11 protein-coding genes and 2 pseudogenes are annotated in these 15,909 nt (G+C 42.6%); 9 read left to right on the forward strand and 4 right to left on the reverse strand.

Going from position 1 to position 15,909, the window contains the following annotated elements; all coding sequences use genetic code 11:
• The first annotated feature begins 14 nt into the window (after positions 1-14).
• The 4 genes and pseudogenes from V7K46_RS26180 (at position 15) to V7K46_RS26195 (ending at position 2,907) form a co-directional block, all read left to right on the forward strand.
• The gene (locus V7K46_RS26180; RefSeq protein ID WP_335118366.1) at positions 15-719 is read left to right on the forward strand and encodes an actin-binding WH2 domain-containing protein; all 705 of its coding nucleotides are present in this window, start codon (positions 15-17) and stop codon (positions 717-719) included.
• 120 nt (positions 720-839) lie between these two features.
• Positions 840-1,496: pseudogene (locus V7K46_RS26185) on the forward strand (actin-binding WH2 domain-containing protein); the annotation flags it as partial.
• 285 nt (positions 1,497-1,781) lie between these two features.
• The gene (locus tag V7K46_RS26190) at positions 1,782-2,180 is read left to right on the forward strand and encodes a CVNH domain-containing protein (RefSeq protein WP_335118368.1); all 399 of its coding nucleotides are present in this window, start codon (positions 1,782-1,784) and stop codon (positions 2,178-2,180) included.
• Positions 2,181-2,502: 322 nt separating this feature from the next.
• Complete coding sequence (locus V7K46_RS26195; RefSeq protein ID WP_273768657.1) at positions 2,503-2,907, forward strand: NIL domain-containing protein; 405 nt, start codon at positions 2,503-2,505, stop codon at positions 2,905-2,907.
• A 21-nt stretch (positions 2,908-2,928) separates the two neighbouring features.
• Here the strand turns inward: V7K46_RS26195 and V7K46_RS26200 are convergent.
• A pseudogene (locus V7K46_RS26200) lies at positions 2,929-3,537 on the reverse strand (DUF3616 domain-containing protein).
• A gap of 287 nt (positions 3,538-3,824) precedes the next feature.
• On the opposite strand from V7K46_RS26200, the gene V7K46_RS26205 reads away from it, so the two are divergent.
• The 5 genes from V7K46_RS26205 (at position 3,825) to V7K46_RS26225 (ending at position 10,978) form a co-directional block, all read left to right on the forward strand.
• Positions 3,825-4,808: a CHAD domain-containing protein gene (locus V7K46_RS26205; protein ID WP_335118370.1), complete on the forward strand. Its 984-nt coding sequence runs from the start codon at positions 3,825-3,827 to the stop codon at positions 4,806-4,808.
• Positions 4,809-5,783: 975 nt separating this feature from the next.
• Positions 5,784-6,824 carry a DUF2891 domain-containing protein gene (locus V7K46_RS26210; protein WP_335118372.1) on the forward strand — a complete coding sequence of 347 codons (1,041 nt, stop codon included), beginning with the start codon at positions 5,784-5,786 and terminating at the stop codon, positions 6,822-6,824.
• Between the two features lie 251 nt (positions 6,825-7,075).
• A complete protein-coding gene (gene gap, locus V7K46_RS26215) occupies positions 7,076-8,119 on the forward strand; it encodes a type I glyceraldehyde-3-phosphate dehydrogenase (protein WP_335118374.1) in 1,044 nt (347 codons plus the stop codon).
• Positions 8,120-8,386: 267 nt separating this feature from the next.
• Complete coding sequence (gene pyk / locus V7K46_RS26220; RefSeq protein WP_335118490.1) at positions 8,387-9,817, forward strand: pyruvate kinase; 1,431 nt, start codon at positions 8,387-8,389, stop codon at positions 9,815-9,817.
• Positions 9,818-9,973: 156 nt separating this feature from the next.
• Positions 9,974-10,978: a transaldolase gene (locus tag V7K46_RS26225; protein ID WP_335118376.1), complete on the forward strand. Its 1,005-nt coding sequence runs from the start codon at positions 9,974-9,976 to the stop codon at positions 10,976-10,978.
• Between the two features lie 87 nt (positions 10,979-11,065).
• Here the strand turns inward: V7K46_RS26225 and V7K46_RS26230 are convergent, their stop codons facing one another.
• The 3 genes from V7K46_RS26230 to V7K46_RS26240 form a co-directional block, all read right to left on the reverse strand.
• Positions 11,066-11,407, reverse strand: coding sequence for a hypothetical protein (locus V7K46_RS26230; RefSeq protein ID WP_335118378.1), 342 nt, complete (start codon positions 11,405-11,407; stop codon positions 11,066-11,068).
• A 373-nt stretch (positions 11,408-11,780) separates the two neighbouring features.
• Entirely contained in the window at positions 11,781-13,082 is a 1,302-nt protein-coding gene (locus V7K46_RS26235; RefSeq protein WP_335118380.1) for a hybrid sensor histidine kinase/response regulator, read from the reverse strand.
• Entirely contained in the window at positions 13,079-15,853 is a 2,775-nt protein-coding gene (locus tag V7K46_RS26240; RefSeq protein WP_335118382.1) for a CHASE2 domain-containing protein, read from the reverse strand. Before V7K46_RS26240 ends, V7K46_RS26235 begins: the two co-directional genes overlap by 4 nt.
• Between the last annotated feature and the right edge of the window lie 56 nt (positions 15,854-15,909).

Raw genomic sequence — 15,909 nt, forward strand, 5'->3', positions numbered from 1 at the left:
TGTGTGAGGAGAATATGATTGAACGGAAATCTTTAGGAATAAAATACTTTGCAGTGCTGATTGGTTTCCTGCGCGATCGCCAAGGATTTCTAGAGGAAGTTCGCCAAGGTACGAGATTACCAAATAAAATCATTTCTCTGCTAGTTTGTAGTTCCTTATTTATCGCTGCTTATGGCGGAATTATTGGTGCATACCATAGTTGGATGCAAGCTTTGTCTTCCGCCATTAAACTCCCAGCCCTTTATTTAATCACACTCCTGATTTGTATCCCGACGTTGTACTTTGCTAATATTATTTTTGGTTCAAAGCGAACTTTTGCACAGCATTTAGCATTAGTTTTAACTGCTGTTTCAGTTACAAGCGTACTTTTATTTAGCTTTGCTCCAATCACACTGTTTTTCTTGATTACCACGAATAATTACCAATTTTTAATTCTGTTAAATGTCTTTATCTTTGCCATAACTGGATTTATTGGTGTTTCGTCTTTATATCAAGCTACAAATTTAGTTTTAGAACAAGATAATGAAGGTAGCAAGACACGCCAGAAGATTTTACAATTTTGGCTATTTCTTTACGCTTTCGTAGGCAGTCAGTTAGGATGGACTCTCAGACCGTTTTTTGGCACACCTGGTTCTGCTTTTGAACTATTCCGCGAAAGAGAAGGTAATTTCTATTTGAGTGTGATTAAAGCTATTAGCTATCTTTTGGGAATCCGTTAATTAGTTATTAGTAATTTAACCAAATATAGAAAATATAAATTTATGCTGAAAAAGCCAAGTCGCGAAATTCAAGAATTTTGAGTTTTGGTTAATTTACTCCGCGTAGACGCGTAGCGGCTTGTCGTCAGACATCGCCAGTCATTCTTAGAAGAAATTCGTCAGGGAATCAGATTACAAAATAAAATCAGTTCTCTATTCGTAACTAGTTCTATTTTCTTTGCCATCTATAGCGCAATTATCGGTGCATCTAACAGTTGGGCACAGGCATTATCTGGTGCTATTAAACTTCCGGCATTTTATTTATTAACACTGATTATTTGTTTCCCAACTTTATTCCTTTTTAATGTTTTGTTTGGTTCCCGGAGTAGTATTCAACAACATTTTGTTGTGTTGCTTACATCTGTATCGGTGATTAGTGTGCTTTTATTCAGCTTGGCACCAGTCACGCTATTTTTTCTGATTACTACACCCGATTCTTATCAATTTTTTAAACTTTTGAATGTATTAATTTTTGGAATTACAGGCATCTTTGGGGTTAAATTCCTTTATGAAGGAATGCAATTACTTTCTCAACAAGATGAAGTTGGCAAAAAAACCCGCACCACTATTTTAAGATCCTGGTTATTGCTTTATGCCTTTGTTGGTATGCAGTTAGGATGGTTTCTCAGACCGTTTTTTGGTGCCCCTGACTCGAAATTTGAATTGTTTCGCACAGTCAAAGGCAACTTCTATCTAGATATTGTAGCGGCGATTTCCGAAATTTTAGGTTTGCGCTAATCTAAGATTTATACCAATACGCTTGGTGTTAGTGATATTTTTGACATTTGGGCGCGAAAACTGGGGACGGCATTAACAGAGGACATCATGAGTGACTTGGGTAATACTGCATTTACTAGATAGGGTTAACTAGAGTAAAAAATTTCTCTGATGACTTGTAACACTTTCGCCAACAATGTTTGGGCGTGAACTACCCCATCTAAAGTCAAAAAATTATGGGATTGCTATCCGAAATCGGCTTATTTGAAGATGTAGAACAATTTGTCGGCATAGAGAAACAAAATCATGAAGCGAAATTTATTTAGTGTAATTGCTCTTTTAGCAACATCTACTTTAGTCGGGATTAATACCCCTGCTAATGCTACATCTAGCAGTTATCAGAAAAGCTGTAACCACATCTCAGTTTATGGCAACATTCTCTCAGCTAGTTGTAGCCGAAGCAATGGTTCGTTCAACAAAACTTCAATAGAATTACAGGGGATTGAAAATATTAACGGCACTTTACAAGTGACTGACCCTGGTAAAGCTAGCAATTATCAGTTCAGTTGCCAGCATATCCGCATCAGAGGAAACTATTTAAAAGCTGCTTGTAAAAGAAGAGATGGCACACTTCAGTGGACTTCAACAGTCATACAAGGAATTGAAAATATTGAAGGTAATCTGAAGTATACCAGCAGTCCCTGAGTCGAAGTAAAACCGACCTCCGAAAGGGCGATCGCGAAATCAGCGAACTTCTTGGCATTTCCCAGCCCGAAGTATCTCATTTGATGAAAGCAGAGAGGACAGACATCTCCGAAAATGAATGTAGAGACACGAAATTTCGTGTCTCTACAAGGGTTTCAGGTTACGCATATTTAATTTCTGGAGATGTCTAATGAAACAACAACAACAGATACTAACGATTTTTAGTCTGGCTACCACATTGGGCAGTTCGCACAGCGTCCTGTAGAGAAGAACTGATAAAACTCCCAATACGTTACAACAGAAAAAACTCTCTGCTAAACCTGTGAAAAAACGAGTAACACTCACCTTCCCAAAACGCGCCGTGCAAATGCCAGTGACTTATGTACTGGCCAAAGAGTTCAACGTCGCTGCCAATATTATCCGCGCTCAAGTTGCCCCAAATCAAATTGGCAAACTGGTAGTGGAACTATCGGGAGATATCGATCAACTAGATGCAGCGATCGAGTGGATGCGATCGCGCCATGTTAGCGTTTCTTATACATTAGGCGAAATTGCGATTGATCCTGATGTCTGTGTTCACTGTGGCTTGTGTACTGGGGTTTGTCCTACCGAAGCCCTCACCCTCCACCCAGAAACATATAAATTGACATTCACGCGATCGCGCTGTATCGTCTGCGAACAGTGTATCCCCAGCTGTCCCGTACAAGCAATCTCCACTAACCTTTAACAATCCAAAATCCGAAATTGCTTATCCCAGCTTAAACACATCCGCTATTACACCAATATCACCCACCAATCTAGTTTTTGCTGGAGAGTCATAAACTACCAATAGCGAAGGTATGCCAGCTACATCCTTAAATAGCGTCATTCCCTCAGCGTGTTCTTCCCGATTTCCATAGGGAATATCTTGCACTAAATCTGGATTGCTGAAGACATTTTCTTGTGAATTCACACCATTCACCCAGAGAAAATGCTTTTTATATAACTCTTTTGCTTCCCCAATTGGCCCCAGCTTCAAGAGTCTAGGACTAGAATTTTCTAACTCTATTTCCAGAACAACAGCCCAACCCCGCAATACAGGGTCACGCAAACCCAGAAAAATACGGTTTTGGTAAATGCCTATTCCTTCCTCTTTTGATGCAGGTAAACTGATAAATTCTGCTACCCAAAATTGTTTATGCTCTGTAAATTTATCAGGATCAACCAAAGAGAGTTGTTCAATAGTTGAGGTTTCATCTAACCCTAACCATAAATACTTCTAATGTGTCAACAACACTGCTGATAAGTCTTCTCTATGTTCTTTAAAATTATTTATAAAAGTTAATAAAACTTGATTGAATAAATATGAGCTTGACATTTTAAACTATTTTTATGATTGCGAAAATCTTTATTCTGATATTATGATAATAAATCATTTAATTTATGCAAAATATTAAACAATAAATAATATTAAATGATAAAGGTAAATCTGCTTTTCAACCCTTTGATAGATATAGCTTATTTCTAGAAGAGTATGTAAATATCAATAATCATAATCAGACTTGACCATTTTCATTGAATAAAACAATATCAAAAGTAGTAGATGCAAACTTTTAACTAATGCTATTATGCAAGAACCTAATTAGGTAGTCATTAAGACCAATTATGAAATTAGCCACACAACCCACGGTAAAAACTTTAGGGGACTACGCGTATCAAGCGATTGAAAAACACTTTAAGAAAACCTTGAAGTGGGAAAAATCAGTGAAGAAAGATGAAGATCCAGAAGCGCTGCACCAAATGCGAGTGGGAATGCGTCGCCTACGGACGGCTGTAACTAGGTTTGGGCTAGCCTTAGATGTGTCAAAACCAGTCAGTGATAAAAATATTGGTAAAATAGCCCGTCGTCTCGGTAGTCTGCGAGATTTAGACGTACTCAAAGAAAGTTTGGAAAATAATTATAAACCAAACTTACCCTGCAAAGAGCAGGAATCTCTACAAACAGTTTTCACAGCTTTGGCTAAACAACGTGAAGATGTCCTATCGAGTGTACAGAAAACCTTAAAAGATGAATCTTACAAGTCTCTAAAAGAGGCATTAGAGAAATGGTTAGAGAAACCCAGTTATCAACCTTTGGCATCTGTCGCTATCCAGCAAGTGCTACCAGATTTACTTTTACCAGAATTGAGTAGCTTTTTACTGCATCCGGGTTGGCTAGTTGGCACTCAATTTGTGGAATCAGAAGTGAAAATCCAGAAAAACTGGAAACCAGAAAAGATAGAAAAACAATTGACAACAGAAGGTGAAATTGTTCATAGCTTGCGAAAAGAAGCTAAACGTATACGCTACCAAATGGAGTTATTTACTGACTTATATGGCGAGTCTTACACAGCTTATCTTACAGAAGTGAAAAGTATCCAAGAAATTTTGGGTACGATGCAAGATAGTGCGGTCTTAACTGACTGGCTTACAGATGTATTCAAGTCAGAAATTCAAACTGAATTGCCCACCCTTGCTAATTTGTTAACTGAAAATCGTTACCAGTCGTGGCAGCAATGGCAACCCTTGCAAGAACGCTATCTGAAAGCTGACACCAGGCATAGCTTTCATTTAACAATACTGCACCCGCTTTCTGGAGTAATAAATTAAAAGTTTCTCTTTATTAAGCAAGGATTGGACTAACGAGCAGACAGTTGAATAGGAGCCTTCAGCGACAAAACATAAACACTGCTCTGGGGAATCTGGACAATACGAGTATTTTCAGCACACTGCCTCGTTCCCAGTCTCCGACTGGGAATGCCCATACAGAGGCTCTGCCTCCCGAATTCGCGGCAGAGCCGCTTTGAAGTCCATTTCCAGGTTCTACCTGGAAACTAGATTTACGAGATAGCGGTCTGGCGATAAATAAAGACGGGTTGCAGCCCGTCTAAATAGCTTGAAAGTGCAAATACACCTTGTATAGTATTGAAAATAACACAGTTAATTTTCTGATAGTTGCCAATTTGCCAAGTCATAAAAAGAACAGATATTAGAACCGTCTTAAGAGTCCTGCTATTTCCAGCTAAATTATTTACCTATGCATGTTTGAGGATTTCCGGAAATTGTGATGTCTGACGACAAGCCTGGAGTTTCGGAGTCTTTGGATTTGTACTGCGCGTCTACATACTCCTCGCACTCATTGAGCAATTTTGAGTCCTCTCTGGTCTGAAAGCAATAATAATTGCTCTCAAAAAATATTGCTTTGTCTAAATTAGTCATAGTAGAAGTTTAAAATAATAACTCAGATCACAATAGGCTTGGGTTAAGACAAATTGTTGGGTGGAATGGTACTTAAGCAAAAGTTGCCGCCCAGATCCCCGACTTCTTCAAAAAGTCGGGATCTAAATCCCTTGCAATGCCAATGCATCGCAATACAATGTTAATGCGTTGGCCGCATTGTTAATGCGTCCCCTGATAATGCCAATGCATCCCGATACAATGTTAATGCATCCTCTGACAATGCCAATGCGTCGCAATACAATGCCAATGCGTCCCCTTACAATGCCAATGCGTCGCAATACAATGTTAATGCGTTCGCCTGCATTAAAAACGCTACGCTTTTACGCAAAACTGTACTAAGTGACCATGCCAGCCGATAATTTGGAGATTAATGAAACGACTGCGGCACAATTTGCTCAATTAGTGCTGGATTGTATCGGGCGGGAGTATCCTAACAGTAATCTGTATTGGGCTGATAGCGACGAGGATATAAAACCACCGCGTGAATTGACTCCTGCATTTTATGGCTGCTTAGATTGGCATTCAGCCGTACATGGTCATTGGTTACTAGTACGTCTCATGCGTTACTTTCCTGAAGCCTCTTTCAATCTAGCGTCAAAGCAAGCACTTGAGCAGAGCTTAACACCAGAGAAGATTCAAGGAGAGATTGCCCATTTCCAACGGCTACCCTTTTATGAATTTCCTTATGGTGTGGCATGGCTTCTGCAACTGGCTGCGGAACTTCACGAGTGGAATCATCCTCAAGCGAAAGAATGGCGGATTGTATTAGAACCGCTAGAAAAGTTGATTGCAGCTAACTTACACCGTTGGATTGAGGCACTGAAACTCCCAAATCGCACAGGGATGCATAACCAAACAGCTTTTGCACTTGGTTTGATGCTAGATTGGGCACGGATTACCGAAAATACCGACTTCACTCAGTTAGTAGAGAACAAGGCACGGCAATTCTATCTCAACGATCGCAATTATTCCTTACAATTCGAGCCGCTTGGCTACGATTTTCTCTCTCCTGGCCTTGCTGAAGCAGACCTGATGCGGCGAGTCCTCCCAACAACAGCTTTCACTGAGTGGTTAACCGATTTTCTTCCCCAAATACCGATTGAGAATTCAGCAAATTGGTTAGAACCAGCCAAAGTAGATAATCCTCAAGATTATACGCAATCCCACTTCTGGGGTCTTAATCTCAGTCGCGCTTGGATGCTTGAGGGGATCATCTCTGGATTGGCAAATAGCGATCGCCGCATAGAAACCTTTCGCTCTACTGCCGTTCACCATCGGCACAATGGACTAGATGTTGTCATTGAACATTATGCTGCTAGTCACTGGCTAGGAACCTTTGCTGTTTACCTGCTAACGAATCGGGGATTGCAAGGGCAAATTATTTGAACAGTCTAGACGATCTAACAACCTGTCAGACTTTGTAAAAACTCGAACAATTAGCTCAAACAGATAAGTAGTAAATTAAATCAGGGTTTTCCCAATTCCTAATCCCCAATGTCCCAAACCTTAAAAGATGCCAAGTAAATATCCCTTAGGCGACCGAGGCTGTCAGGATCAGAAAGTAAAGAGTAAAAGGCAATCTATTTTGACTTTTAACTTTCTCCTTTTGTTCAACTTCCACAACGGGAGGTTTAATCTTGACTAAATTGAAAGTTGGTATCAATGGCTTCGGTCGAATCGGGCGACTTGTGCTTCGCGCTGGTATCGATAACCCCAATATCGAGTTTGTAGGTATTAACGATCTAGTACCACCAGATAACCTCGCTTACCTGTTGAAGTACGACTCAACCCACGGCAAATTAAAGCAAAAGGTTGAAGCCAAGGAAGATGGCATCCTCATTGACGGGCATTTTATTCCTTGCGTGTCGGTGAGAAATCCAGCAGAGTTACCTTGGGGACAATTAAGTGCAGATTATGTCGTGGAATCTACGGGACTCTTCACTGATTACCAAGGAGCCGCAAACCACCTGAAGGCAGGTGCAAAGCGAGTGGTAATTTCCGCTCCCACTAAAGATCCAGATAGAGTTCCTACCTTGCTAATGGGTGTCAATCATCACTTGTTTGACTCTAGCAAGGATATCATTGTCTCCAATGCTAGCTGCACTACAAACTGTTTAGCTCCCATAGCTAAGGTGATCAATGACAACTTTGGGTTGACTGAAGGGTTGATGACCACAATCCATGCTATGACTGCTACCCAGCCAACTGTAGACGGCCCCAGCAAAAAGGACTGGCGGGGTGGTCGAGGTGCAAGCCAGAATATTATTCCCTCCTCCACAGGCGCAGCTAAAGCCGTAGCACTGGTTTTACCAGAATTGAAGGGTAAGTTGACTGGTATGGCATTGCGAGTTCCGACTCCCGATGTCTCTGTAGTTGATTTAACTTTCAAAACTGCCAAAGCTACCAGTTATAAAGAAATCTGTGCTGCCATGAAGGAGGCTGCCGCAGGCTCACTATCGGGTATTTTGGGATACACAGATGAAGAAGTAGTTTCCACAGATTTTCAAGGCGATACCCATTCCAGTATCTTTGACGCAGGTGCTGGGATTGAGTTAAACTCCAACTTCTTCAAGGTAATTGCTTGGTATGACAACGAGTGGGGTTACTCGAATCGCGTGATTGACCTGATGTTGTCTATGTCACAAAATGAAAAGCTCGCCCCGACAGCTGCTGCGGTTTGATTAGTTGTTGGAGATGGGGCAATTCAATTTTGGATTTTAGATTGAAATTTAATCTAAAATCATCAATCCAAAATCCAAAATTCTTAGTCCCCAGTCCCCAGCCTCAAATTTGGGATTTGGGTCAAATGGTAAATACCCCGAAAGTAAAACGTCATTTAGTATCTTTACTTAGCAACCCAGTGATATGAAGCACGTGTAAATTTGGATGCTTTGGGCGATCGCTCAAAGCATCCAAATTTGCAAGTTACTCCTCAACCCCCAATCCCTATGCGTCGAACCAAAATCATTTGTACTGTTGGGCCGGCTACATCTGCACCTGAAAGGTTGCAAGCCTTAGTAGAAGCTGGAATGAATGTGGCGCGGCTGAATTTTTCCCACGGGGCTTATGAATTCCACGCCAAAACGGCTCACTATCTCAGGCAAATTAGTACTGAGCAGCAAAAGCCGATCGCAATTATGCAAGACCTGTGTGGTCCCAAGATTCGCTTGGGAGTTTTACCACCGGAAGGGTTAAATTTAGAAGCTGGTAGTGAAGTTACCTTTGTTTTGCAAGAAAAGGGTGAGACTATTGAGGAACTACCCCTACCATTGCCGACTTTGTTTGCAATGATGCGACCAGGCGAACCGATTTTGATTAATGATGGTCGCGTCAAGTTGATTGTTACAGATCGCGATGCCGATCGCATTCGGGCCCAGGTGAAAATTGGCGGGTTAATTTCTACGCACAAAGGAGTAAACCTGCCAGAAACTCCTTTACCTGTTAGTTCGATCACCGAAAAAGACTTGCTGGATCTGCGCTTTGGGATTCAGTTGGGTGTAGACTGGGTAGCGGTGTCCTTCGTGCGATCGCCACAAGACTTAGAACCCGCCAAGCGAATGATTGAAGCCGCTGGCGCTTCCATCCGCTTAATTGCCAAAATCGAAAGAGCAGAGGCAATAGAAAACTTTGACTCCATTCTGAAAGTTGCCGACGCGATTATGATTGCCCGTGGCGATTTAGGGGTGGAAGTGCCAATTCACGAAGTACCCCTAATTCAAAAAGATATTATTCGCCGTTGCAATCGTGCTGGTAAGCCGGTGATTACAGCCACGCAAATGCTAGAGTCGATGATTAGCGCCCCTGACCCCACCCGCGCCGAAGCAACCGATGTTGCCAACTCTATCTTAGATGGTACCGATGCAGTAATGCTTTCTGGTGAAACCGCTGTCGGACAATATCCCATCGCCGCCGTCCAGATGATGCACAATATCGCCGTGCGGACAGAACAGGCTCTAGATGAGGCTAGTAGACATGCCTGGTGTCATGAAGCAGGCAGTCTCAGCGTCACCGAATCTGTGGCAGAATCCGTATGTCGCATCGCTTATGAAACAGGCTCACGGGCAATTCTCTGTAACACTTCCTCAGGAAGTACAGCCAGAATGGTGTCTAAATATCGGCCAACTTCTCCGATTATTGCCCTAACCCCTGACGTTACTGCTTATCGCCAGCTAGCGCTTTCTTGGGGTGTGGAACCTTTACTGATTCCACCAGTCCACAATGCCGAAGAGATGTTTACCAATGTGGTAAACACAGTTGTAGACATGGGTCTAGCGAATAAGGGCGATAAAGTAGTTATTACCTCTGGCGTTCCAATTGGTAAATCAGGAACAACTAGTTTAATCAAAGTGCATTCCATTGGACAGCCAATTTCGGCATAACCCACCTAGAATAGGGCTGTGGATGTGGCTTAAGATAGTAAGCAAAATTGGGCAATGATTTAGAAAAATTGCCAAAATTCAGAATTGAAGGAATAGTAGAGAGTGTAAAAAACTGGGGAATAAGTAAATCCTGTAACATTCATCACGGAGCATTTTATGTCTAAGAGTTTACTGGAACAATTGCGGAAAATGACTGTCGTGGTTGCAGATACGGGGGATATCCAGGCAATTGAAAAGTTCAAACCCCAAGACGCCACCACCAATCCTTCTCTGATTACTGCTGCGGCGCAGATGCCGGAATATCAGGAAGTTGTCGATCAAACTTTACTCCAGGCGAAGAAAGATGCTGGAGGCAAAGCCACCCAAGCAGAGATAGTTTCTCTAGCTTTTGACCGTTTGGCAGTAGCCTTTGGATTAAAGATTTTGCAAATCATTCCCGGTCGTGTGTCTACGGAAGTGGATGCTCGCCTGTCCTACGATACCGAAGCTACCCTGAGTAAGGCACGGGAATTAATTGCTCAGTACAAAGCCGCTGGAATTGGGCGCGATCGCGTGCTAATTAAAATTGCCAGTACCTGGGAAGGCATTCGTGCAGCAGAAATCCTGCAAAAAGAAGGTATTCACTGTAACCTTACCTTGTTGTTTGGTCTTCACCAAGCGATCGCCTGTGCAGATGCTGGTGTTACCCTAATTTCTCCCTTCGTCGGTCGGATTCTCGACTGGCACAAAAAAGATACCGGACGGGATAGCTACCCAGCAGCCGAAGATCCAGGAGTTTTGTCTGTCACCAAAATCTACAACTACTACAAGAAATTCGGCTATAAAACCGAAGTCATGGGAGCTAGTTTCCGCAACCTTGGTGAAATTACTGAACTTGCCGGTAGCGATTTATTGACAATTTCGCCGTCACTTTTGGGTGAATTACAGGCAACCATTGGAGAACTACCACGCAAACTTGACCCCGCCAAGGTAGCAAACTTGGAAATTGAAAAGATATCCATTGACAAAGCTACCTTTGACAAGATGCACGCTGCTGACCGCATGGCATTTGACAAACTAGACGAGGGCATCAAAGGTTTCACCAAGGCACTAGAAGACCTTGAAAAACTTTTGGCAGACCGACTGGTTCGCCTTGAAGGAGAGGTAGTAGCAACTCATTAAAACGTAGCGATAGTCATTATTTAATGGTTAGTGGTTATTTGAATAACCACTAACCATTAATAATTGGCTTAGTTGGATCAGCAGTCATCAATACCGTCGTCGGATATTATCGTATCCTCCAAAACGCTCCCGTCGTCGGATATTATCATATCCTCCAAAACGCTCCCGTCGCCGGATATTTTCGTATCGTCTAAAACGTTCCCGTCGTCGGATAATCTGCCGTCGTCGGAAATTTTCGTGTCCTCTTGACCGCCGTCGAGCAATTAAAAGCTCTCCGGTTTTATCTCCAACTAGGTTAGCCTCTGGTGCAGCGCTCTGTTCATTGCGAACATTACTTAAAGAAATATCCTTTGCTTCAGCTAATGAGGGCGGATACACAAAGGCACATAGCAATAGTGCTATTGAGGATAACTTCCTGAAACCTTTCATGTTTTTGCTTCTACTAGACTTTTGGTAATAACTTTATTAAACACCTTAAAGTCAACAAATGATCGCTCACAAACTTTTTTTTAACTTAATCTAGTATAAAATTATCTATTTCAATTTCAGTCTTAGGGTGATTGTAAATTAAAACAAACTATGTATATAAATAGTCAGTGTCTAGCAAAAGAGAGCATCTCAATCCAAGCAAATTTAGCAAAATTGTTACTCGTCAATTGCGAATGAAGCGGACTCCAACTCTTGGAAATGCTCTGCGAATGGAGAACCCACAGGTTAGCATAAATGTTGCAATTTGCTTCATCTTATAAAACATTTAAAAAGGCAGTAGATTGAGTTGAGGTAATAAACTCGACATCAAATATTAAATCGGCAAAGTAATAATAAATTTAGTTCCCTCACCAGGAATTGACAAACAGTCGATTTGTCCATTGTGTTTATCAACAATGATTTGGTAGCTGATAGCTAATCCAAGCCCGGTTCCCTTGCCTACGGGTTTAGTTGTGAAAGATTGCTCAAAAATTCGATTTTGTACCTCAGGAAGCATACCGGGGCCGTTATCTTGAATGCAAATTATGACGGTTTCTTGCTGATAATTAACTGATGTAGTGATAGTGATAGTGTTTGGGCAAGCAGCAATCTTTTGATCAGAGTGGTTTTGATTGAGGTCATCCAATGCATCAATGGCATTAGCGATGATATTCATGAATACCTGGTTCAGCTGTCCGGGATAGCAACTGATTGGAGGTAAGTTACCGTATTGGGTGATAACCTCGATTGTCGGGTGGCTTCCTTTGTTTTGCAATCGGTGTTTCAATAGCATTAAGGTGCTATTAATCCCTTCGTGAATCTGAAACTCCATCTTAGATGAAATATCTGAGCGAGCAAAGGTTCTCAGAGAAAGGCTGATGCCCTTGAGGCGGTCAATTCCCTGGCGCATTGATGCTAGCAATTTTGGAATATCCTCTGCTAGATACTCAAAGTCCATTTGATTGAGAAGTTCTTCAATTTCTGGTTCTGGATGCGGTAGCTTCTGCTGTTGGAGATTGACCAAGTGAAGAAGATTATTTGTATATTCTGTAACATAGGAGAAATTTCCTTCAATAAAACCAATCGGGTTATTAATTTCATGACCAATGCCTGCAACAAGTTGTCCCAGAGTAGACATTTTCTCACTTTGGATCAGTTGTAGTTGGGTTTGTTGTAACTGCTGTAGAGATTGGGTTAATTCTGCGGTGCGCTCTTGTACCCTTTGCTCTAGGGTATATGTGAGATGGGAGATTTTCAGGTGTAACTTTAATCGGGCAATGACTTCTTCCTGCTGGAAGGGTTTGGTAACGTAGTCAACTGCGCCAATTTCTAATCCTTTCACCTTGTCTTTAGAATCGGATAGGGCAGTCATGAAAATGACTGGAATATTCTGAGTGATGGGATTGGCTTTCAGCCTGCGGCAAGTTTCAAATCCATCAATACCAGGCATCATCACATCCAGAAGAATCAGATCGGGAAGGGCATATTCTGTTTGTTCGATCGCCGACTCTCCATTCGTTGCCATGAGTGCTTTCCAGCCATATCCCTGAATCATTTCTGATAGCACCTTGAGATTGTTTGGATTATCATCTACCAAAAGGATATGTATTGGCTTCAAGAGAGAATCAGCCATCATTGCCGTGACTCCATTGTTACAAATGATTTTATAAATTTACGTATTTGTCCGGTTTGGAAATTGGCAGTGAGTTTGTTTAACTCAACTACGAAAGGAGCTAGCTGGCTGTTTTGTGCAATTAACTCTTCTAACATTTTCTCGATCGCCGCGATATCGCCCATCATTGCCAGATGATAAAGTTGTTGTAAAACATCTTGCGATGGCAGAACCCATTCGTTATCGGGTTCAGCTTTAGGAGATGACTGCTGAGGTGTAGATTGGGCATAGCTCAAGTCAACTTCTAGCACCGAGCGCAGTGTATTGAATAGCTCGTCAACCTGGAGGGGTTTGGGCAGGAATGCTTTTGCTCCTGCTTCTAAACTTCGCTGCCGATTTTCCTCGAACACGCTGGCACTAGAGACGATGATCGGAATAGAACGGGTTTTTGGATCAGATTGCAAATGAATCATTAGCTCAAAACCATCCATATTGGGCATGGCTAAATCGAGCAGAATCACATCCGGGTTGCATTCTTTTACGATTTGTAGCCCCTGTTTACCGTCGGTTGCTTCCAAGGTTCGACAGCCAATTTCTTGCAGCAGACTCGTCAATACGGAGCAGTGATTGCGATCGTCATCGACAATGAGAACCAGAGGCGCACTACCCGAAGTTATGGTAATCGAATGCTGGGTTGGGGCGATCGCCTGTTCATGCCAGTCATGGGAAAGTGACAATGGGACTGTCAAATCTAGCCAAAATATACTTCCTTCACCCAAGCGACTCTGCACTAGAATTTGGCTCTCCATCAATGCTGCAATTCTTTGACTGATGGCCAATCCCAAACCAGTACCTTCAGATCGCTGCCCTACTTCACCCACTTGCTCAAAGGCCAAAAAGATTTTCTCTAATTGGTCTGGTAACATACCAATACCTGTATCTTCAATCTGGAAACGAATCTTGGTGGTTGGGGATTGGGAAGAATCTTGCCCAGTCTCCAGTGCCTCTACTTTGAACGTCACACTACCGATGTCTGTAAATTTGATCGCGTTGCCTAACAAGTTAATCAATACTTGTCGCAGCCGTTGTTCATCCGCTTCAATGGCAAGGGGAAGGCGATCGCTGATTAAGACATTAAAAGTAATCCCTTTCTGTTCGGCTCTGATCCCACAAATCTCGGTAACACCATGTAAAAAGTTCGGCAGATGCACAGTAGTTGCTACCAATTCCAATTTCCGAGCTTCAATTTTTGAGATATCGAGAATATCATTGATCAACATCAAAAGATGCGTCCCGCATTGAGAGATAATATTGATTCCTTCGCGGTTTTTGTTTGTCATGTTTGGCGATCGCTCTAGTAGCTGTGCAAAACCAAGGATGCCATTGAGCGGTGTCCGTAGCTCATGGCTCATATTTGCCAGAAACTCACTTTTTGCTTGGTTAGCGGCATCGGCAGCCTGCTTTGCCTCAACCAGTTCATGAGTTCGCTCTTCGACTTTTGCCTCTAAGGTTTTGGAATAATCTAATAGTTGATCGTTGGCAATTTCCAGTTGGCGATTCGCTTCTTCTAACTGCTGCTGTTTATAGGCATTCATTGTCGCAATTACACTGATGATGAACGCGGCTAAGGCTGGTGTAACCGGAATCAGAATCCCATTTAAAAATATCCCGTAAGCACTCCCCAGGCAAATCCCACTGATCCCTACAGTTATCCAAAGAATCTGGCCCCCTGGAATCTGTAACTTTCTAGGCGCACTGGCTAACCACCAACTACTCGTAGAACCGATAATAGACCACAAAACAATCCAGAGCCACAGAGAAATGCTGGAAACGCCGTGGAGGGTTGTTTTTCCTGTTTTAGCTCCTTGTACCAATTGATGGGCAATATTGGCATGGATAACAACACCAGGTGTCGGTTTTTGAGCAGATATCCAGGAGGAGCTGAAGGGTGTGCTGAAAAAATCGTTGGTACTAGAGGCGATTGATCCAATAAATACCATGCGATCGCGCATCAAATCTGCCGGAATTTTCCCTGCTAACACATCGCGCATGGTAACTGTGTGAAATGCTGCATCCGTTCCATGCCAGTTGAGGAGAATTTGATAGCCTCCTAAATCGCCATCAGCATAACCTGCTTCTTGATTTTGCAGTGGCTGGTAGACTTCCTTACCCAATTGGAACTTTTGCCGCTGGGCATCAATGCTTTCTAAGGTAATCCCTTCAACTTCGAGGTACTTGAGCGCTACACTGGTTGCCAGCCCTGCTTTGATGGTGTCTTGTTCTTTGGCATCCACCGCCGTGAGCAGAGCGCGACGGACGGAGCGATCGCCATCAAGTACCAAATCCGCTAATCCTACCTGATCTCTTTTTTTCAATTCTGGTGGCGGATTGACGCGCTCACCGATGATTTTCTCAACTCCAATTAAATTGGGAGTGCTGCTGAAAATTTGCCCGAGTTGCTCATGTCCACTTCCTTCGGGCAAATCTCGATAGAGATCCAGTCCGATGGATCGAGGCTGTTGCGCCCGGATTTTATCGAGTAATCCTGCTAGTGCCCAGTCTGGAACTGGCCATTTACCCACCGATTGAATATCACGCTCATCGATTGTGACAATCACAATCTCGTTGGCTATTTTGTCTGATGATTGCAAACGAACCCATTCATCACGAAGTTTCCATTCAGGTAAATTAAAAAGCCCCAACGACTGCCCGACAATAACTGTCAGAGCAACACTGGGACTAATGATCAAGACGCTGCGAGTGCGTTGGATAAAAGTCTGAAATCTGTGCCACATATTTGTGCCATACAGTTCATTGATGTTGGTCAGTGTTGGTGGAGTAATACCCCACC

It is taken from the genome of Nostoc sp., assembly GCF_036917395.1.
Classification (GTDB): domain Bacteria; phylum Cyanobacteriota; class Cyanobacteriia; order Cyanobacteriales; family Nostocaceae; genus Nostoc.

What these genes read in the sequence shown, in the direction of transcription:
- V7K46_RS26205 (WP_335118370.1), top strand. Translation starts at nt 3,825, where the DNA reads ATGAAATTAGCCACACAACCCACGGTAAAAACTTTAGGGGACTACGCG.
- V7K46_RS26240 (WP_335118382.1), bottom strand. Translation starts at nt 15,853, where the DNA reads ATGTGGCACAGATTTCAGACTTTTATCCAACGCACTCGCAGCGTCTTG.
- V7K46_RS26235 (WP_335118380.1), bottom strand. Translation starts at nt 13,082, where the DNA reads ATGATGGCTGATTCTCTCTTGAAGCCAATACATATCCTTTTGGTAGAT.
- V7K46_RS26190 (WP_335118368.1), top strand. Translation starts at nt 1,782, where the DNA reads ATGAAGCGAAATTTATTTAGTGTAATTGCTCTTTTAGCAACATCTACT.
- V7K46_RS26230 (WP_335118378.1), bottom strand. Translation starts at nt 11,407, where the DNA reads ATGAAAGGTTTCAGGAAGTTATCCTCAATAGCACTATTGCTATGTGCC.
- V7K46_RS26180 (WP_335118366.1), top strand. Translation starts at nt 15, where the DNA reads ATGATTGAACGGAAATCTTTAGGAATAAAATACTTTGCAGTGCTGATT.
- pyk (WP_335118490.1), top strand. Translation starts at nt 8,387, where the DNA reads ATGCGTCGAACCAAAATCATTTGTACTGTTGGGCCGGCTACATCTGCA.
- V7K46_RS26210 (WP_335118372.1), top strand. Translation starts at nt 5,784, where the DNA reads ATGCCAGCCGATAATTTGGAGATTAATGAAACGACTGCGGCACAATTT.
- V7K46_RS26225 (WP_335118376.1), top strand. Translation starts at nt 9,974, where the DNA reads ATGTCTAAGAGTTTACTGGAACAATTGCGGAAAATGACTGTCGTGGTT.